Genomic DNA, 19,334 nt, shown 5'->3' with positions numbered 1-19,334 from the left:
ACCCGTCCCGATGCCGTCGATCCTCCGGCTCCCGCACGCTGGTGCGCTGGCCGCCGCCGTCTCACTTCTCCTCGCCGCCGCACTGCCGCCCGCGCAGGCCGCCGGCACCGATTTCGGCCCGCTTCCGCCGCGCAACCCGTACGCCGGGCCGCCCGGAACCGCGACGATGCACGGCGACACCGGCTCCTCCGACGCCACCCCGCTGCCCGGGCCCGGAGCGGGCCGACTGACCTCCAAGCGTGTCGCGTTGCAGTCGGCGTGCCCCACCGTCCTCGTCGGCGCCGACGCCTACCCCGTCGCCCTCTGCACGCCCGTGCTGACCCGGATCCCCACCGTGCACCTCCTCGATCCCGCCACCGGCGCCTCACTGGCCCGGCTGCCACTCGCCAAGGGCTCCCTGCTGGGCGGCGTCTACGCCTACCTCGACCACGAGGACCGGCTCGTCGTGGTGGACGGTGACAAGAACCTGTTGCGCGTCGCGCACCGCAGGAACGCGGCCGGGGAATGGCAGCTGTACGTCGACCGCTCACTCTCCCTCGCCGCGGCGATACCTGGCGACGACTCCGTCACCGGCCTCGCCCCCGACTGGCGGGGGAGGGTCTGGTTCGCCACCGGCGGAGGTGTCGTGGGCACCGCCGACGAGGCCACCGGCGCGGTGCGCACCCTCGCACTCCCCGCGGGTGAACGCGTCGACAACTCCCTCTCCACGGCCCCCGAGGGCACCGCGGTCACCACCTCCCACGCCACCTACCTGCTCACCGCCGCACCGGACGGTACCCCGACCGTCCGCTGGCGCCACGCCTACGACCGCGGCCCCGCCCGCAAGCCCGGCCAGCTCAGCTGGGGGACGGGCTCGACCCCGACGTTCCTCGGGCCCACCACCGGCACCGACTACGTCGCCGTCGTCGACAACGCGTCACCCACCGTGCACCTCGAGGTCCACCGCACCGACACCGGTGCCCAGGTCTGCTCGACGCCGGTCCTTCTCGCCGGGGGCAGCGGCAGCGAGAACTCGCCCATCGGTGCGGGTCGTTCCGTCTTCGTGGCGAGCACCTACGGGTATCCTTATCCGGCGCTGCCCGAGGGCGCCGGGGAGAGCGTGCCGTCCTCGGCGGACTTCGCCGGCGGGCTGACCCGCGTGGACCTGCGAGCCGACGGCAGCGGCTGCGACCTCAAGTGGGACACCGCCGTCCGTTCCTCGGCCGTACCCCGGCTCTCGACGGCGGACGGGCTCATCCACACCGTTCTGCGCGGCTCCCTCCTGCCCGGGAGCGACGCCACCTCGCTCCTGGACCCCTACTCCTACGCCCAGATCGACCCCGAGACGGGCTCCGTCGTTCGCAGGCAGCACCTGGGCGCGTCCTCGCTGTACGACACCCTCCAGATGGTCGGCTCCATCGCGCCCGGCGGCGTCGTCTACCAGGGCACCATCACGGGCGTGGTGCGCATCGCGGCCGAGTGACCGGCGTCCGGCGTCCGGCGGGTGCACCGGCTCGGACAGCCGGGGGTCCGCCGCCGCCCGGTCCCGGCCGGGCGGTCGGCGATCGCGTCGACGACGGCCGCCGCCTCCGCGCGGTCGGTGGGCCGGGCGCCGACGGGCCGAACAACCCGGAGCCCGGTAACCGCCGTCGCCGCGCCCGCTCCCACTGACGCGACGCTCCCACTGACCAGGAACCCAGGCCGGGGACCGTCACCCGTGCCGGCGGAAGACCGTCTCTATGGCGGTCAGATCGGCTTCCTTCTCGCCTTCGTCCTCGTACTGACCGTCCTCGTCCCGGCTCGCGACGACGGTCTCGGGGGTGAAGTCCTGGCCGAAGCGGTAGGGCGCGAGGCAGTAGTCGAAGCCGGACTCACCGAAGAGGTCCAGACCCTCGCCGCGACAGTGATCCGACAGACCGTCGGTCACGTGCCAGCGCGTGCCGTCGTACCAGAAGACACCGCCCGCGTAGTGAATCGTCCGTCCCGTCGCCGGGTCCGTGAGGTTGAGGGACTCGTAGTTCTCGGGGCGGTCGCGGACCAGGGCGACGAGGGAATCGGGAACACCGTCGTAGAACGACTCCTGGAGCTCGTAGTCGTCCTCGGCGTAGAGATTCAGTGCCGACTCGTGGTCGAAGGTCAGCAGTAGCACGCGGCTGTCTTCCGCGAAGTACCAGACCGCGGACTGGCCGCCGCCATCGTTCCACGCCAGACGCCGTGCGCCGGTCACCGCGACCGGTTCGACCCCTGCCAGCTGGTTCAGTACGGACGCGCGGCGGCGCACTTCGGAAAGGGGCGTCGCCGTCAGGGCGTCCCATGTCGCGTTGCTCATCCCCGAAGGTTATCCACCACGCAGGAGCGGGGACGATCGAGAGACATCGCAGTCGCCGCCGCGCAGGCACCGCTTGGCGCACTCGCCGGGGCCTTCTTGCCTAGGAGCGCACGAGGCGCCCCAGAGCGAGCCGCGCGAGGGGAGCGTAGGCGGCCAGCACGGGCATCGGGCCGCGCATGGTCAGTACGGTCTCGGACCCGTCCTCCCGCGCTCGCACGCCATGGTGCAGTCGTACCCGCACCGGGCCCAGCCGGACCTGCCAGGACCAGGTGCGAAGGACCTCGTCGACCGCCTCGACGCGGAACGGCACGCGGATCCGGGCGAAGGACACGACGGTGCCGGTCAGGCCGGGCCGCAGCGTCGCGCCGACGGGACGTACCGCGACGATCTGTGGCGACCACGAAGCCCACCGGTCCACCGACACGTACCGGTCCCACACCGTGTCGGCTCCCGCTGGCCCGGCAGCACGGAGGGTCAGGACTGCCAAGACGGCACCACTTCCTCGACGTACGGGTACGTGACGGGCGTCGTCGTCAGGATCCCTGACGGCACGCTGCCACGGGCGGGCAGGTGCCGGGTGCGGGGGCACCCGCACCGGTCGCGTGGCCGCTCGAACTGAACCAAGTTCTGACTCCCGGATTCGTTCCAGAGCCGCACGAAGGGCCGGCTCGCCCTGCAAGGAGGTTCCTGCGCCATGGCCGAGAACGCGGTCGGCATCCAGATGTCCGACGTCGCCACGATGCCGTGATCCCGCACGTCACGGGCGACGGCACCCGCACAGCGATGGTTCTCCCCGAGCGGGCTCCGGGTGGGCTGTGCGGAGGACTCTTCTGCTCGTGCGACCTCACCGGCCGCGCGGAATCACAATCCCCTCTTATGCATCCGTAGGGAACACAAGGGGCGAAAGTACTTCATGAAGCTCAAAGACGAAATGCCCGTCGATCACCATCTGGCCAGCGTCTACCGGTACGGCGCAGGCTTCTGCGGTGTGGTCCTGCTCGTCTTCGCGGGGCTCGGCTTCGCCGACGCCCTCAGCCCGTTCGCCACGGCGGGCGACACGATCGCCGGGATGACCACCAACGTCGCGCTCAGCGCCATCTCCACCGTCGTGGGTCTGGCGCTGCTGGCCGGCGCCGCCATCGGCGGAAACTTCGCTTCCGTCCTCAACATGACGGTCGGCGCGCTCTTCGTGCTGAGCGGCTTCGCGCACATCTTCGTCCTGGACCGTCCCGCCAACATCCTCGACTTCGGCATGACCAACGTGATCTTCAGCTTCGTCATGGGGTTGCTCATCGCCACGTTCGGGATGTACGGCAGGGTGTTCAGCAAGCTCGCGCACGACAACCCGTACTGGCGGCGCAGGCACCCTGAGCAGGCGGTACGCGACTCGGTGACGACCCCCGCCCTGCGGGACGCGGGACGGCCCCCGCTGTCGACCACCCGGAGCGCCGGGGGTGCCCCTGAACTGCGAGCGTCCACGGGGCGCCCGACCAAGAGAGGAATGCGGTGAGCAGCATGACGGAACCACTGGGCAAGCCCACCGAAACCCCGCCGGTGGAGGGTTCGACAGCGGAGGCTCACGAAGAGCGGCCGGACGGCGGCGTCTGGGAGCACCCGTACTTCTGGCTCGGTCTGATCGTCGCCGGATCCGTGATCATGGCCGCGTTCTTCCTGCTTCGCTCCGTCGACCTGTGGACACCGGTGCCCTGACCCTGCGGTGCGCAGCCGGTGAGCCCGTCGCGGGTTCCACCGGCCCTGGTCCCTGCGCCGCGGGGCGGGAGGTCGCGGAGGACTCAGGCATCAGCTGCCTGGCGTGGAGGCCTTGGAGGTCTCGGACGACTGCGTGCCTTGCGGGTCCAGACGGTCGCGAGCAGCCTCGAGGAACGCGTGGGACAGCTCCTGGTCGTCGCTGGCGCGCGCCAGCAGGACGGTGCCGACCAGGAGGGCGAGGTCGGCGAGAGCGGCGTCGGTGCCGCCCTCGCGTTCCGGCTCGTCCCACTGCCGCAGGCCGTCCGCGAGGTCGCGGAGGCCGGCGGTGAAGGCCGTGCGCAGGGGAGTGCCGGGCTCGGTCCGGGCCGCGTCGGCGGCCACGGCGGCCGCGGGGCAGCCGTCGGCGGGATGGTCGCGGTGCAGTTCGGAGAGGTACATCGCCAGGAACGAGGCCCTGGCCGACGCGCCGTCCGGGGAGTCGTGGTCCTCACTGATCCGGTCCATGGCGGTGCGGCGCTCGACGAAGGCCGCGGTGAGTGCCTGGGCCAGCAGGTCGTCCTTCGAGGCGAAATGACGGTAGAAGCCGCCGTGTGTCAGCCCGGCGGAGTCCATCGCCCCGGGCACGGTGACGCCATCGGCGCCCTTCTCGCGGATCAGCCGCGAGGTGTTCCGGATCACCTGCTGTCGGTGCTGTTCGGCCACCTCGCGCGACATGCGCGGCATACCGGCATTCCCTTTCTCCCGGCGCGCCGGGGCCTGCTGGCCCCTGGGGCTCATCCTACGGCAGCAGGCTCTTTTTTAGATGATGACTAACATCTATAGTGAAGGCACCGCATGCGTCGCCGAGGTCCGGCCTGCGGATCGGAGGCGTACGCCCGGACGCACCATCACGCCAAGGAAGTGCGCATGACCGCGATCAAAGACTCCGTCGCCCTCGTCACGGGCGGTCAGCGGGGCATCGGCAAGGCATTCGTCGAGGAGCTGCTGGCCCGCGGCGCCCGCAAGGTGTACGCCACCGCACGCGTCCCGCACGCCGTCGAAGACCCCCGCGTCGAACCCGTCCCGCTCGACGTCACCGACGACGACTCGGTGACCGACCTGGCCCAGCGGGCACGCGACGTCGACCTCGTCATCAACAACGCGGGTGTCCTGCACCCCGCTCCGCTGCTCACCGGCGAGCTCGCACAGGTCCTCGCGACCTTCGACACCAACGTCTACGGCCCCTTGCGCGTCGCCAAGGCGTTCGCCCCGGTCCTGGCCGGCAACGGCGGGGGCGCGCTGGTCAACATCCATTCCATCCTGTCCTGGATGGCGGGAAGCGGCGCGTACGGAGCCTCGAAGGCGGCCTTCTGGTCGCTGACGAACTCTCTGCGCCTCGAACTGGCCGCGCAGCACACACAGGTGGTCGGTGTGCATCTCGGCTTCGCCGACACCGACATGGTCGCCGCGGTCGCCGCCGAGAAGATCGCGCCTGCCGAGGTCGCCCGCACCGTCCTGGACGGTGTCGAGAACGGCGAGAACGAAGTCCTCGTCGACGAGGCCACCCGCACGGTCAAGGCGGTCCTCTCCGGCCCGGTCGAGAACCTCGTGCTCCCCTCTCTGCGCAGCTGACGCCCAGGCCCCCGACCCGAAGGAGTCCCCGTGCCGCTCTGGACCGTCTACCATCCGCCCGGCATCTACACGCCGCAGCAGAAGCAGCAGTTCTCCGCAGACATCACCGGCTTCTACACCCGCTTCGGGAGACTGCCGGCCTTCTACGTCGTCACCGTCTTCCAGGAGATCGACGCCGACTCCCTCTACGTGGGCGGCGAGCCCACGGCGACCGCCGTGAGAATCACGGTTGATCACATCGCCGTCCACACCGAGGACCCCGACATCCGGAAGAGGACCCGGGAGATCCTCGCGCGCATCCTGGCCCCGCACACCGCCGACCGCGGCCTGTACTGCGAGTTCCACATCGACGAAACACCGAGAGAGCTGTGGATGCTCGACGGTCTCGCTCCACCTCCGCTCGACAGCGAAGCCCACCGACTCTGGGTCCAGGAGAACCGCCCTGTTCCTTACTGAACCCCCACTGTGTGAGCCGTCGGCCTGACCGAACGGGCTGCTGGATCAGGCCGGCCTGGTCGGGCCTGGAGGAACTGCCGCCGCCGTGCGCGGAATGCGGCCGGCCGTCCTGGCGGCCGGTGCTCACCACGGCCCTGCCGCGCGGCGGTTCCCGTGCGGGTCCCCTGCGCTCGCCGCGAGGGTGGTGGCTGTGTGGTGGGCGCGCACTGCGGGAGAGGTTCCGTCGAGAGGACGTGGCCGGCCGGCCCGACCGGGTTGTCTCTCGCGGAACCGGAGCCATCGTCGGCGTCAGGCGAAGGCAGGTACCGCGATCGCGCCGGGCTACGCGGCCGTTCCTTGTCCGGCCTCTCGCGGATCCCCGACCGGCCGCGTGATCCCCTCCTCCACGGCCGCACGCCGACCCCGCTCGGTCTCGTCCAGTTCCCAGTAGTGCCGGCATTCCTCGCACCGGACGCCGTCGACCAGGTTCTCGTCCTCTCTGTTCGGGCAGTCGCTTCCGTCGCCACGACCCTCACACACCTGCTCTGTTGTACCTGCCATGCAGTCGACCGTGACCCGCGGCGGGCCTGGCCGGGAGAGGGCTTGCGGGGCGCACCGGCGCGCGCGGCGTGCAGGTCACCCCGCCCGTCACCAACCGCCCCACCAGCAAAGGATCGACCGGGTCGTGCGCCTGAGTGCCGTTCGACGCCACGACCCCCGTCGACCTGCTGCCGACCCCGCGCCCGTCGGCATAGAGCCATCCCCATGAGCCCGTGGCCGAAGAGACGCTCGCGCGAGGCCCCGTCATCGTTGCGGGACGGAACCCGAAAGCGGCCGACAGGGGCGACCGCTCCGCCGTCGTGCGGTGTTCAACCTCTTTACGCGGAAGGCGCGGCCGAGTAACTTCCTCGTGCTGCAAGGAATTTCAGCAACTTTCCGGTTGTCCTTCCACCCGCTGAGGCGGGGTCAGGAGACCCCATGAATCGCACCCCCGCACGGTTGCCCAGACGGCCCTTGGCCGTCACGCTCACCATCGGCGGCATCCTCGGACTGCTGACCGCGCTGCCCGCCGAGACCGCGCCCCCCACCGCCCCCGTCGCGGCGGCGGAGGGCGTCACGACCGTCTTCTACTACACGAAGACCAAGAACTGGACCCGGTACAACCTGCACTACGCCCCTGACGGCGGTGCCTGGACCACGGTCCCCGGCGTGCGGATGGAAGCCGCCTGCACGGACTGGGTGAAGGCGACCGTCAACCTCGGCTCCGCGGCAGGGCTCCAGGCCACGTTCACCGACGGAACCGGCGCCTGGGACAACAACGGCGGCCGCAACTACGCCCTCGGCACGGGTGACATCACCGTCAGGGACGGCGTCGTCGCCCACTCCGACCCGTGCGGCGACCCGGGCCCCGACCCGGACCCTGCCGGGAGCAAGGCCACGGTCTACTACTCCACCCGGAACCTGGGCTGGACCACAGCCAACATCCACTACCAGCCCACGGGCGGCGCCTGGACCGCCGCCCCCGGCGTCGGCATGACGGCCGCGTGCACGGGCTGGTGGAAGAAGGAGGTCGATCTCGGCTCGGCTGCCGCGATGAAGGCGGCCTTCAACAACGGCAACGGCACCTGGGACAACAACAACGGTGCCGACTACACGCTGCCGGCCGGCGTCACGACGGTGCAGAACAACACCGTCACCGAAGACGCCGCCGACCCGTGCGCCGACGAGGCGCCCGACACGACGGCGCCCAGCGCCCCCACCCAGGTCGTCGCCCAAGCCGACGGCGTGTCCGTCGTGCTCACCTGGGAGCCGTCCACGGACGACAAGGGCGTCACCAAGTACCAGGTCACGCGCGATGGCGGCACCAGGGGCACGGTCGTCACCGACGTCGGCTCCACCGTCTTCTCCGAGGCCGGCCTGGAGGCGAAGACCACCTACACCTACACGGTCAGGGCCGTCGACGCCGCCGGGAACGTCTCGGCCGCCTCGGCCGTCGCCCGGGCCACCACCGGCGAGAAGCCGCCGACGCCCGCCCCCGGCAAGCCGCTGGGCACGGACCCGCGCAAGGACCCGATCTACTTCGTCCTCACCGCCCGCTTCAACGACGGCGACAGCTCCAACAACCGAGGCGGCAGCCAGCACGAGAAGTCCGGCAACGCGGCAACCGGCGACCCCATGTTCCGGGGCGACTTCAAAGGCCTGCTCAACAAGCTCGACTACATCAAGGGCCTCGGCTTCTCGGCCGTGTGGATCACTCCCGTGGTCCTCAACCGCTCGGACTACGACTACCACGGCTACCACGGTTACGACTTCTACAAGGTGGACCCGCGCCTGGAGTCCGCCGGCGCCTCCTACCAGGACCTGATCAACGCGGCCCACGCCAAGGGCATGAAGATCTACCAGGACGTCGTCTACAACCACTCCTCCCGCTGGGGCGCCAAGGGCCTGTTCACCCCGACCGTCTACGGGACACGCGACGCCCAGTGGAGCTGGCACTACGACGAGAGGCAGCCCGGCTTCGAGTACGACGGCCTCACCGTCGAGCCGAAGAGCGGCAAGTCCTACTACAACGGCGACCTGTGGTCCACCGCGGAGCCGACCGGCAACACCTGCCTCAACTGGGGCAGACCCACTGGCGCCAAGAGCCCCGAGGGCTACACCATCTACAACTGCCAGTGGCCCAGCCCGACCTCGGGGATGTTCCCCAAGGCGCTCTACCACAACTGCTGGATCGGCAACTGGGAGGGCGAGGACTCCCGCTCCTGCTGGCTGCACGACGACCTCGCCGACTTCAACACTGAGAACGCCCAAGTCCAGAACTACCTGATCGGCGCCTACAACAAGTACATAGACATGGGCGTCGACGGTTTCCGCGTCGACACGGCCGTGCACATCCCGCGCACCACCTGGAACCGCCGCTTCCTGCCCGCGATCCAGGAACGCGTCGCCCAGCAGCACGGCGTCGAGGCCGCGAAGAACTTCTTCGTCTTCGGCGAGGTGGCCGCCTTCGTCAACGACAAGTGGAACCGCGGCTCGGTCAACCACTCGGCGCAGTTCTACACATGGAAGGAGCGCAAGGAGTACAACGCGGACGACGAGAAGGCAGCCCTGGAGATGTACGAGTACGAGCAGCAGCAGGGCACCGGCAACCAGCCCACGTCGGCCAACGCCTTCCTGGACGGCAACGGCTACCACGCCCCGGACCACAGCCGCTCCTCCGGCATGCACGTCATCGACATGCGCATGCACATGAACTTCGGCGACGCGTCGAACGCCTTCCACAACGGCAAGGACTCCGACGACAGCTACAACGACGCCACCTACAACGTCGTCTACGTGGACAGCCACGACTACGGGCCGAACAAGGGCAGTGAGCGCTATGCGGGCGGCACGGACGCCTGGGCGGAGAACATGTCGCTGATGTGGACCTTCCGCGGCATCCCCACCCTCTACTACGGGTCCGAGATCGAGTTCCAGAAGGGCAAGAAGATCGACTGCGGTCCGTCCTGCCCGCTGGCATCCACCGGCCGCGCCTACTACGGCGACCACGTCGCCGGCGAGGTGACGGCGAACGACTTCTCCAAGGTGCAGTCGGCCTCCGGCGCGGTCGCCGGCACCTTGCAGCAGCCCCTGGTCAAGCACGTGCAGCGGCTGAACGAGATCCGCCGCGCCATCCCCGCACTCCAGACGGGCCAGTACTCCACCGAGGGGGTCAGCGGCGACATGGCCTTCAAACGCCGCTACACCAGCGGATCGACGGACAGCTTCGCCATGGTCACCGTCACCCACGCGGCCACCTACACCGGGATTCCCAACGGCACGTACACCGACGCGGTGACCGGCGACGTCCGCACCGTCAGCGACGGACGGCTCTCCGTCACCGCCCCCGGCAAGGGCAACCTGCGGGTCTACGTCCTGAACGGGAAGGGGAAGATCGGGTCCGCGGGGCCGTACCTGAAGTGACCGAGAGCCAGGGCCGTCGTTCTGTCATCTGACAGTCGTCCAAGGCTCCTCCTGCCCGGAGAGTCCTTCGCCGTGCCGATCGTGGCGTGCGCGTCGGCGGAGGGCTTCCGCACGGACTCACTGGATCAGTTCGGTGTGGGGGTGGGAGGGGGCGGCCGGGCAGGCGTGGAGCTGGAGGTTGCAACCGCCGACGATCTCGATCTGCGTGAAGTTGCCGTCCCGCCCTCCCCGGGGAGGCGGGGCCGGGTTCGTCGGCTCCCTCGGGGACCCAGGTTCCGCTGCCGGCGTCCCATTGCAAATGAGCGCGTCAGCCGCCCCGACCCGACCCGTCGTTCGACCCGTCGTCACACCATCGTGGTCGTTTCTCGACCGACCGGGGGAGAGCGAGGTTCGGTCGGTCAGTCCCAGTCGTCGCCGAGGGAACGGAGGTCGCATCTTGCGGCTGCCGAACAACGCGCGGGCGTCACAGCGTGCCCAGCGTCCGCCTCGCCGCAGCCCCGGGCTGTGCATGGTCGCCCCAGGCGTTCGCCCGGCCCTGCGCCGCCGACGGGACTCTTGGCTACCGCCCGAGCCGATCGCGCCGCCGGTTACTCTCTCGGAGTGACACAACACCGTGTTCCGGAGGAGCAGCGGCCCGCGAACGAGGGGCGGAAGGCCGCACCCCGTAATCGGGCCGCGCTGGTCGCCGCCGCGCGGGAGGTCTACTCCGAGTGCGGCCTGGACGCTCCGCTGTCCGCGATCGCCCGTCGTGCCGGGGTCGGCCAGGGTGTTCTGTACCGGCACTTTCCCAGCCGGGAAGCCGTGGCGAGTGCGGTGCTGGAGGAGAACGTCCGGCAGGTCGAGCAAGCGGCGGCCGCGGGGGGCACGGACCTGGCGGGAGTCCTCGGTGTCCTGACCTGGCACCTGACGGAGTCGGCGGCGTTCATCAGCGTCCTGCATGCCGACGGAGCGGGCAGCCCGTCCAGGATCCCCGCCTATGCGCACGCCCTGTCCGGGCGGGTCGAGCGCGCCCTGCGGGCGCACCTGCCGGACGATCACCGGCTGGCCGCGGCGGACGACGACCTCATGATCGCTGTCGCCATGGTCTCCGGTGCCGTCACCGGCCCGACCCGCGAGCAGAGGGAGCGCCGGGCGCGTGCGGCATGGCGGCTGCTCGGTGTCGAAGTGGGACCGGTGCGGCCCTTCGAGGAGTAGGCGCAGGCGTCAGCCGCCGTTGGACTGGGGGATGCCCTTCGCGAGTGCGTCGAAGCGGTAGAGATAACCTCCGCCGGGCCCGCTGACGGTCATGTAGGCCTTCGTTCCGCCGGGCGTGATGGCCACGTTGGTCGCGGATTCGAGTCCTCCCGCGGCGCGGGCCGGAACCTCGACGGTCGCCAGGCGCTCACCGTGCTTGTCGTACACCGCCATCGCGGGGCGGCCGTGCAGGCCTTGGTACAGGTTGCCGTCCGCGTCCACCGCGATCGAGTCGGTCTGGGCGATCCCACCGTCGACGCGGATGGCGGTGTGCCGCGAAGTCACGCCGCCCTTGCCGTCCAGAAGGAGGTAGGAGATGCGGTTCTGTGTCAGCTCGCTGAACCACAGCCCGCGGTAGGCCGCGTCGAAGGAGATGCCGTTCGGCGACGCCAGACCGTCCGCCAGGACGGTGGCGTCCTTGCCCTCCCGGTCGATCCGCACCACGCGGCCCTTGGCCTCGCCCTCGGACATGCCGCGTGAGTCGCTGAGGTACAGATGGCCCTCCCGGTCGAAGGCGAGGTCGTCGGGGTTCATGGATGATCCGTCGACCTCGCCGGAGAAGAAGGTCCGCGGATCGCTGCCGTCCGGTGCCAGGCTCACGATGTCGCCGTGGGCGAAGTCGGTCAGGTAGATCCGTCCGTCGTACGGGCTGATCTGGGCCGAGGTGTAGGCGCCGCGAGCGTCGGTGTGGACTTGCTCCGCCGTCTTCTTCCGGACATTCACGCGCAGGACCTTCGGCTCGCCGGCCGGGGCGGTGACGTCGACGACGAGCAGCTTGCCGTCCTCGTCGAAGACCGGTCCCTCCAGCAAGGTCATCCCGGTCTGTTCGTGTACTTCCGTCAGGCGCATGACCTGTTGCGCGCGGATGGTCCGCTCGCCCGCGGTGGATTCCGGGCCCCGCGCTGCATCCGCCGTCTGCGTCCCGCACCCTGTGAGGGCCAGCACGCCGATCGTTGCGGCCCCGGCGAGGGGACGGATCGGGAGTCGTCGCATGTGCATCTCTCTTCCTGTCCGAAAGTGTGCGGAAGCAACCCACATCCAACCGGACAGCGTTGTCCGGTTGTTGTTACCGTAGAGCATGGCTGCTCAAGTCCTGTGACGTCCCCACCAGTTCACGGGCGGGTGGCTCCTTGGCAGTGAAGCGGAAGAAGACGAGGCCCCCACATGGCACATTCGCAGGAGTCGTCCCCCGAGGCGCTCGCCGAACTCAGGGAGCGTTACCGGGCCGAGCGGGAACGACGCGTGCGCCCCGACGGCGCGCGGCAGTACCTCGGCGCCGACGCCGAGTTCGGCTACTACGCTGCCGATCCCTACGCGGAGGAGACGCTCGAGCGTGAGCCGCTGCATGACCGGGTGGACGTCGCGGTCATCGGCGGTGGATTCGGCGGCATCCTCGCGGGTGCGCGCCTGCGCCAGCAGGGAGTCGAGCGCGTCCGCATCATCGAGAAAGGCGGTGACGTCGGGGGAACCTGGTACTGGAACCGTTATCCGGGCATCCACTGCGACGTCGAGTCGCACGTGTACCTGCCGCTGCTCGACGAGACCGGATACGTACCGGAGTGGAAGTACGCGCCCGGCGAGGAGATCCGCCGGCACGCGGTACGCATCGCCGAGAAGTTCGACCTCTACGCGGACGCCTTGTTCTCCACGGCGGTGACCTCGCTGACGTGGGACGACGCTCACGAGACCTGGATCGTCACGACCGACCGGGGCGACGAAATCCGGGCCACCTACGTCGTCACGGCCACCGGGACCCTGTCCGAGCTGAAACTGCCCGGCATCCCCGGCATCGAGAAGTTCACGGGCCACACCTTCCACACCTCGCGCTGGGACTACGGCTACACGGGCGGCTCTCCGGACGGCGGCCTCACCGGACTCGCGAAGAAGCGCGTCGGCGTCGTGGGCACCGGCGCCACCGGCATCCAGGTGGTTCCGAAGCTGGCCGAGGACGCCGGCCACCTCTACGTCTTCCAGCGCACCCCCTCCAGCGTGGACGTACGCGCCAACCGCCGTACTTCCGCCCGCGACGTCGGCGCCGATCGCGAGGGCTGGGCACGGGAGCGTCGCGACAACTTCCTGCGCATCGTCTCCGGAGAGAGCGTGGAGGAGGATCTCGTCGCCGACCGGTGGACGTCGTCGGCGGGCCTTCTCGAGAAACTGTTGCCGAGCTTCCGCCGCCCGAGCGACCGAGCCGCCTTCGAAGCGGCCTACGAAGTGGCGGACGCCACCAGGATGAACGAGATCCGCGCCCGCGTCGAACGGACCGTCACCGACGCGGAGACTGCGGAGAAGCTCAAGCCCTGGTACCGCTATGCCTGTAAGCGCCCCACGTTCTCCGATACCTATCTCCAGGCGTTCAACCGGGACAACGTCACCCTGGTCGACACCGCGGACACCCACGGCATCGAGCGCATGACCGAGAACGGCGTCGTCGTCGGCGGCACCGAGTACGCGCTCGACTGCTTGGTCTTCGCCACCGGCTTCTCCGTCGGGGTCTCCGGCATCCACTCCGGCAGGCTGCCCGTCCGTGGCCGGGACGGCGTGCCCCTGCTGCAGGCGTGGGCGGAGCGAGGACCGCGGACCCTGCACGGGTTCACCAGCAGCGGCTTCCCGAACCTGATCCAGCTGGGCGCCGTCCAGAGCGCCAGCAGCGTCAACTTCACCCACGTACTGGACGAGCACGCCGTTCACGCCGCTGCCCTCGTCGCGGCCGCCGAAGCCGAGGGCGCCCTCGTCGAACCGTCCCGCGAGGCCGAGGACGCCTGGATCGCCACCCTGGGCGAGGGTGCACCCGACCACGCCTGGTTCCATGCCGAGTGCACACCGGGCTACTACAACGGTGAGGGGCGGGGCCGGCCGAACGGACCGACCGCCTACCCCCAGGGCGCCTTCGCCTTCCACAACCTCCTGACGAGGTGGCGCGAGGAGTCCATGGACGAGGTCCTGAGGCCCAGGACCCCTACGCAGGCGTAGATGCCTGCCGCGGGTCCAGCGGTGGACGACCGGCGCCTGATCAGACCGCCGACCAGCCGTCGTCCACGGGCAGGATCGCGCCGTTGATGTTGCTCGCGGCCTCCGAGGCGAGGAACAGGATCGCCGCGGCCTGTTCCTCCGGCCGGGACACACGGCCGAGATTGACGAAGTGCGGCCCCAGCGCCGCCGGGCCGTGAGCCGTCCGGTCGGCCTCCACCGCGATGGCGGTCGCGGTGCCGCCCGGACAGATGGCGTTGGCGCGGATGCCGTTCTTGCGGTACATCACCGCCAGCGACTTCGTCAGCCCCACCACGCCGTGCTTGGACGCCGTGTACGCGGCACCCGCCGCGCTCCCGCGCAGGGCAGCCTCGGAGGCGGTGTTCACGACGGCGCCGCGTCCCGCGGCCAGCATGTACGGCAGCACGGCGCGGGCGAGGAGGAACGGGGCGGTGAGGTTGACCCGGATGACCCGCTCCCACTCGGCGTCGCTCACGTCGGCCAGGGCCGACATGCTGTCCATGATCCCGGCGTTGTTCACCAGGACGTCCACGCCGCCGAACCGCTCCACCGCCGTCGCAGTGACGTCGTCCACCACCGCCTGTTCACTCAGGTCACCGGTGACGGCCACCGCGGTGCCGCCCGCCAGCTCGATCTCCTCGACGGTCGCCGCAGCCCCCTCGGCGTTGAGGTCCGCCACCACGACGCGGTCGCCCTGGGCGGCGAAAGCCAGCGCGGCCGCGCGGCCTATGCCCGACCCCGCCCCGGTGACGATCACGCTGCGCCCGTTCGAACCCTTGGTCATCAATCGCTCCCTCTCACGAAAGTGCCGACGCGGCGGACCGCTGCCGCGCCGTGCCAGCACCCTACGATTTTATGTCTCTGAGTGACATAAAATCCTGGGGCAGAATACGCATGACATGATCACCGGCGACGGAGGGCCAGATGACCGCAGCCCGTGGACGGACCGGACGACCGCCGCTGACCGACGAGCGCAAGGCCGTCATCCGGCTGGAGATCGCTCATGCCGCGGTCGGCCTCTTCATCGCCCAAGGCGTCGCCGCCACCACGGGCGAGCAGATCGGGCAGGCGGTCGGCATCTCGTCGAGGACTCTCTGGCGGTACTTCCCCACCAAGGAGAGCTGCGTACGGCCGCTGTTCTCGACCGGCATCGACACGATCGCCGCCGCGCTGCGGCAGTGGGGTCCTGGCCGGCCCCTCCAGGAGGCCTTCGACCACGTGTGGGCCGGCGACGAGGACCTGACCGGACCGGACGTCGGCGCTCTGCTGCGACTGACCCGGACCGAACCGGGCCTGCGCGCGGTCTGGCTGCAGACCCGCGACGAAGCGGAACCCGCCTTCGCACGTGCTCTGGCCGAGCGCGCCGGACTGCCCGACGACGACGTACGGCCGGCCATCTGGGCAGCCATGCTCAACGCCGCGCTGCGCGCAGCCCTGGAGCACCACGCCTACCGATCGGCTGCCCCGGATTCCGGTCCCGCGCCCGCCCGAACCGACCTCGCGGCGACTCTGCGCACCGCCTTGGTTCTCACGGAGGCCGGCCTCACCTGACTCGGACAACCACTGCCGCCGTGGTCGTACGCCGTCAGTGAGCAGTCGGCGCGAGGACCGAAGTAACGGCACCCTGAAATGCGCCGGAGGCCCCTCGCGAACGGAAGTCGCCGGTGACGACGCATGAGTTGGGCTGTACGCCGGGTTCTGTCGCCCTCAGCAGGTAAGCGCGAGGGTGTCCCGTGAAGTGGTGAAGCCGATCGTGGCAGGGGCCGCTGCTGATCAGGTGCGGTTCTCTTCGGCGAGCCGCACCAAAACATCCAGGTCCGGGACGTCGAGCGCGGGTATCCGCAGCCAGGCGAACGGGAATCCGTGCGCGCCGCCGTCGACCTCGTACTCCATGCGGAGCATCGCGCCCAGTTCCTCCTCGTCCTCGGAGAAGATGACCACGCTGTAGCGGCATGAGGTGATGTTGTGCCAGAGGATCTTCTTGCCGTCATGGTGCAGCCCGTCCGCCGTGGCGGTCAGTGGGCCGAAATCGACCTGTCCGCCGGCCGCGAGTCTCGCCTTCGCCCTGGCGAGATGCAGTTCGGTCACCGGAACTTTGACGCGCTGCATCAGCGGTGCGATGACAGAGGGTGGCGAGGACGACAACCGGCCGGTGCGGAAGGCGGGCTCCGGCGTGACAACGGGCGGGTCGGCCAGCAGTGAGCCCACGACCGTGCCGTCCGTGAACTCCAGCAGCAGTTCATGCAACCACTTCGTGATCACAGAACCGTCGGCCGCTTCGCCGTCCATGTCGTTGGCGTGCCACACATGGGCGACCTCCGACCACCGGTAGGCGCGGCGCGCATCGCCGTCGGTCAGCACCACGCCGTCGTCATGCACGGCCAGCGTCACCTTCCGCCGCCCATCAGGTCCGTCGATGTGCCCAGGCAGCGTCCCGCGCGCCTCGGCCGAGAATTCCGGCTCGCCCGCCACTGGCACGCCCTTCTCCGGCGCGGACTTCTTTCGCCACCAACTAGTCATGGGCTGCCCCCCGGCGCCGGAATTCAACATGAGTCGACTTCGCCCCGGCGATCACACTATCCGGCGGACAGGATTCGGGGCCAGAGCATCAACAAGGGCCTCAGTCCGGCCTCGGAAGACCTGGCATCTCCCTGCATCGGCATCGGCATCTTCGCACGCATCGCCCGACCCGGAGCCGAGTCCAGCGAGCGCCTCGGCCTGCACCGATGGAAGATCGAGCGGTCGATCTCGTGGCTCTTCGGCCCCCGCCGCCCGACCGTCCGCTATGAAGGCAGGGGCTCCCGTTTCTCAGGCCTCGCAGCCACGCTGACCTGCTACAAAAGACTGACCGAACGCGCCACGTGAGACCACCTCCTAGATGATGACCAGACGTGAATTCACTTGGTGAGTCTGCGGTGACGTATGAGGGTCGTCGCGATGGTGGTGAAGGCGAGGAGGCGTTCAGGCTTGCGCTCGTAGCGGCGGTGGAGGCGGCGGCAGCCGGACAGTCAGGCCACGGTCCTCTCCGCAACCCGGCGGTGCCGGCCCAAGTGCCGGGAGGACTCGATGTCCTTGCGGGCGGGGCAGTGTCGGATGCCGTGGGAAGAGAGCCATCGCGTGAAGTGCCGGTGGTCGCAGCCCTTGTCGCCATACGGCTTGCTGGGGCGTCGGCGCCGCGGCCCGCGACGTGAGCGGACGAGCGGGATGCCGTGGACCAAAGGGTGAGGGCCTGGCTGTCGTGGAGGTTGGCGGCGGAGATGCCGGGCAATTGCTGCGATCAGTCGATCGGGTGTCGTTCGATCATCAACTTTGAGGGCGGTTCATTTGAAGCTACTGAACCGTCGGGGTGTCCGGCAGGTTGAGGTAGTCCGACCAGGAGATGTCGCGGCCGATGAAGCGCGGCTGCTGGAAGGGCCAGTCGGCGGCGATCCACTGCGGTACCAGCGTGTCGAGGGCCTGCTCGACTGTGCTGTTCACCAACTCGTCCACTACCCACCAGGAGATGTCGCCGTCCGCACCGGTCTTCTCTGGCGGGTCGATGTAGACGCAGCCGAGTAGAGCTGTCTCCGCCGCGTCGAACAGTGCGTAGTTGAAAGACTGGTGTGCGGTGATTTCCTTCTCGTGCCGCAGCAGGTCGGCCTGGTCGGCCTCGTAGGTCATGGTGGCTGCGGGCCAGCCCCAGGCCGGGCCGAAGATGGTCCACAGCCGCTCACGCGAACCCATCACAGCCGGATAGTCGAGCGGGGCGTCCGCCTCCCGGATCGGCCGCAGGTGATGATCACCGCCCGGCAGCGGTACCAGGGTGGGGTGGACGAAGTCATCAGGGAGCCAGCTCATGACGCCTGACCGTAGCAGCGTGCGGCCGTTCGTCCCCTGGGATTTTTTCTGCAGCCGTAGGCTTTGCTCTCCTGCCAGGAAGGTTCAGCGGGTCCCTTCGATCGGGCATCCGCCCGATCCGTAGCGTCCGCAGCGCGCCGACCCCGCTGCCGCACGCGTGCGTGTGGCCAGCCTGGCCCGTACGCAGGTGTCACCCGGCGCAACCTGCACCACGATGCCGTCGAGATCTCGCCATCTCGTGTGGTCCACCACGACTGGGGCCGTCGGACGCCAACCTCAGAATCTCGCCGAGCACGTCAACGAGCGTGAGGCGACTCGTCCGGACGACGGCGATCCGCATCTCGCTGTCGCGGTCCTCAGCTGTCATGGGACCCGGTCTTCTTCGCAGAGAAGGACCACTGCAACCAGTAGTACTCGACCAGCGCAGGTGGTTGATCGTTCCGGGTCATTCCGCTGCTCCACGTCGTTCCTGCTCGAAGGCGATGCGGCAGCGTTCCACCTGGTCGGCCACCTGCCTCATGAACCAGCGCATGACCTCGAAGGGGACAACGCGCTCGTCGGGGCTCCAAATACGGACGTTCGGTTGCAGATGCGGGTCCTCGTCGGGCACAAGCGCCGCCAAGAAGGCCGGGCCGGGGGAGTAGGTCACAGCGGTGTCGGGATTCTCGGCCCCCTCGGTCGCCATCGGTACAACCTCGCTCAGTTCCACGGCCCAGGCATCGTCGGGCAGGGCGTAGCGGAAAAGGACGGCGTAGTGACGGCCGGCGTGTTCTCGCAGCTCCCACGGCATGCCGGCAGGCTGCCACAGCTGTCGTGTCGGTGGCTCGCGAGTTTCCCGGCCCGCGCCGAGCACAAGCTTCTACAGGATCCGGACAAGGACGGTGCCCTGCCTCAGTGACGCGCCACCCCCGCAGACGACCGGTCTACCCTTACGCCGTGACGTGGACCGAAGCCGAGTATCTCGACTACCTGCAGTTGGAGCGGCGTGGCTACGCCTGGGTCATGGAGCATCACGGCGGACTGACGCCGGAGGAGGCAAGAAAGGCCGCCCTGGCGCATTACCCATACGAGTCGGCTGAGGCGTCGTTCCGCGGGCTGGTCTTCCATGACGAGGCCTGGCACTGGGCCATGATGTCGATCCACGGCGATCGGTACGCGATGGAACACCCTGAGCTGGCTGCTCCGTCACCTGACTACCTAGCCCTTGAGTAACCGATCAGCCCGCCTGAGAGTGAGGAATGCTTGG

18 protein-coding genes and 1 pseudogene are annotated in these 19,334 nt (G+C 69.4%); 10 read left to right on the top strand and 9 right to left on the bottom strand.

Annotated features, from left to right (window positions below; translation table 11 throughout):
* Positions 1-10: 10 nt before the first annotated feature.
* Positions 11-1,462: a hypothetical protein gene (locus AC07FV_RS25270; RefSeq protein ID WP_479089525.1), complete on the top strand. Its 1,452-nt coding sequence runs from the start codon at positions 11-13 to the stop codon at positions 1,460-1,462.
* A gap of 228 nt (positions 1,463-1,690) precedes the next feature.
* Here AC07FV_RS25270 and AC07FV_RS25265 read toward each other — a convergent pair whose 3' ends face one another.
* Entirely contained in the window at positions 1,691-2,308 is a 618-nt protein-coding gene (locus AC07FV_RS25265) for a hypothetical protein (protein ID WP_479089524.1), read from the bottom strand.
* Positions 2,309-2,408: 100 nt separating this feature from the next.
* Complete coding sequence (locus AC07FV_RS25260; RefSeq protein ID WP_479089523.1) at positions 2,409-2,795, bottom strand: SRPBCC family protein; 387 nt, start codon at positions 2,793-2,795, stop codon at positions 2,409-2,411.
* 426 nt (positions 2,796-3,221) lie between these two features.
* Between AC07FV_RS25260 and AC07FV_RS25255 the strand changes: the two genes are divergently transcribed.
* Positions 3,222-3,818 carry a DUF4383 domain-containing protein gene (locus AC07FV_RS25255; protein WP_479089522.1) on the top strand — a complete coding sequence of 199 codons (597 nt, stop codon included), beginning with the start codon at positions 3,222-3,224 and terminating at the stop codon, positions 3,816-3,818.
* Between the two features lie 5 nt (positions 3,819-3,823).
* Entirely contained in the window at positions 3,824-4,018 is a 195-nt protein-coding gene (locus AC07FV_RS25250) for a DUF6480 family protein (RefSeq protein ID WP_479089521.1), read from the top strand.
* A 90-nt stretch (positions 4,019-4,108) separates the two neighbouring features.
* Here AC07FV_RS25250 and AC07FV_RS25245 read toward each other — a convergent pair whose 3' ends face one another.
* A complete protein-coding gene (locus tag AC07FV_RS25245) occupies positions 4,109-4,741 on the bottom strand; it encodes a TetR/AcrR family transcriptional regulator (protein ID WP_479089520.1) in 633 nt (210 codons plus the stop codon).
* A gap of 183 nt (positions 4,742-4,924) precedes the next feature.
* Here AC07FV_RS25245 and AC07FV_RS25240 point away from each other — a divergent pair, with 183 nt between their 5' ends.
* The 4 genes from AC07FV_RS25240 to AC07FV_RS25225 all read left to right on the top strand — a co-directional run bounded on the left by AC07FV_RS25240 (position 4,925) and on the right by AC07FV_RS25225 (position 11,221).
* Positions 4,925-5,629, top strand: a complete 705-nt coding sequence (locus AC07FV_RS25240; RefSeq protein WP_479089519.1) for an SDR family oxidoreductase — start codon at positions 4,925-4,927, stop codon at positions 5,627-5,629.
* A gap of 30 nt (positions 5,630-5,659) precedes the next feature.
* Positions 5,660-6,085: a tautomerase family protein gene (locus tag AC07FV_RS25235; RefSeq protein ID WP_479089518.1), complete on the top strand. Its 426-nt coding sequence runs from the start codon at positions 5,660-5,662 to the stop codon at positions 6,083-6,085.
* A 957-nt stretch (positions 6,086-7,042) separates the two neighbouring features.
* The gene (locus AC07FV_RS25230; RefSeq protein WP_479089517.1) at positions 7,043-10,027 is read left to right on the top strand and encodes a carbohydrate binding domain-containing protein; all 2,985 of its coding nucleotides are present in this window, start codon (positions 7,043-7,045) and stop codon (positions 10,025-10,027) included.
* Between the two features lie 600 nt (positions 10,028-10,627).
* On the top strand, positions 10,628-11,221 hold the full coding sequence (locus tag AC07FV_RS25225; protein WP_479089516.1) for a TetR/AcrR family transcriptional regulator: 594 nt from the start codon (positions 10,628-10,630) through the stop codon (positions 11,219-11,221).
* A gap of 9 nt (positions 11,222-11,230) precedes the next feature.
* Here the strand turns inward: AC07FV_RS25225 and AC07FV_RS25220 are convergent, their stop codons facing one another.
* Positions 11,231-12,253 carry an SMP-30/gluconolactonase/LRE family protein gene (locus AC07FV_RS25220; RefSeq protein WP_479089515.1) on the bottom strand — a complete coding sequence of 341 codons (1,023 nt, stop codon included), beginning with the start codon at positions 12,251-12,253 and terminating at the stop codon, positions 11,231-11,233.
* A 171-nt stretch (positions 12,254-12,424) separates the two neighbouring features.
* On the opposite strand from AC07FV_RS25220, the gene AC07FV_RS25215 reads away from it, so the two are divergent.
* Positions 12,425-14,233: a flavin-containing monooxygenase gene (locus AC07FV_RS25215; protein ID WP_479089514.1), complete on the top strand. Its 1,809-nt coding sequence runs from the start codon at positions 12,425-12,427 to the stop codon at positions 14,231-14,233.
* A gap of 40 nt (positions 14,234-14,273) precedes the next feature.
* Here AC07FV_RS25215 and AC07FV_RS25210 read toward each other — a convergent pair whose 3' ends face one another.
* Positions 14,274-15,035, bottom strand: coding sequence for an SDR family NAD(P)-dependent oxidoreductase (locus tag AC07FV_RS25210; protein WP_479089513.1), 762 nt, complete (start codon positions 15,033-15,035; stop codon positions 14,274-14,276).
* A gap of 140 nt (positions 15,036-15,175) precedes the next feature.
* On the opposite strand from AC07FV_RS25210, the gene AC07FV_RS25205 reads away from it, so the two are divergent.
* Positions 15,176-15,802 carry a TetR/AcrR family transcriptional regulator gene (locus tag AC07FV_RS25205; protein ID WP_479089512.1) on the top strand — a complete coding sequence of 209 codons (627 nt, stop codon included), beginning with the start codon at positions 15,176-15,178 and terminating at the stop codon, positions 15,800-15,802.
* Positions 15,803-16,024: 222 nt separating this feature from the next.
* On the opposite strand, the gene AC07FV_RS25200 is transcribed toward AC07FV_RS25205, so the two are convergent.
* The 4 genes and pseudogenes from AC07FV_RS25200 to AC07FV_RS25185 form a co-directional block, all read right to left on the bottom strand.
* Positions 16,025-16,771 (bottom strand): hypothetical protein, encoded by a 747-nt coding sequence (locus tag AC07FV_RS25200; RefSeq protein WP_479089511.1) that lies wholly within the window; start codon positions 16,769-16,771, stop codon positions 16,025-16,027.
* A gap of 377 nt (positions 16,772-17,148) precedes the next feature.
* Positions 17,149-17,513: pseudogene (locus tag AC07FV_RS25195) on the bottom strand (transposase); the annotation flags it as partial.
* Positions 17,514-17,581: 68 nt separating this feature from the next.
* Positions 17,582-18,088 (bottom strand): GNAT family N-acetyltransferase, encoded by a 507-nt coding sequence (locus tag AC07FV_RS25190; RefSeq protein WP_479089510.1) that lies wholly within the window; start codon positions 18,086-18,088, stop codon positions 17,582-17,584.
* A 445-nt stretch (positions 18,089-18,533) separates the two neighbouring features.
* On the bottom strand, positions 18,534-18,878 hold the full coding sequence (locus AC07FV_RS25185) for a hypothetical protein (RefSeq protein ID WP_479089509.1): 345 nt from the start codon (positions 18,876-18,878) through the stop codon (positions 18,534-18,536).
* Between the two features lie 146 nt (positions 18,879-19,024).
* Between AC07FV_RS25185 and AC07FV_RS25180 the strand changes: the two genes are divergently transcribed.
* A complete protein-coding gene (locus tag AC07FV_RS25180; protein WP_479089508.1) occupies positions 19,025-19,300 on the top strand; it encodes a hypothetical protein in 276 nt (91 codons plus the stop codon).
* Positions 19,301-19,334 lie beyond the last annotated feature (34 nt).

It is taken from the genome of Streptomyces sp. NPDC045956 (assembly GCF_056430705.1).
This window is presented reverse-complemented; position numbering and strand designations above follow the sequence as displayed.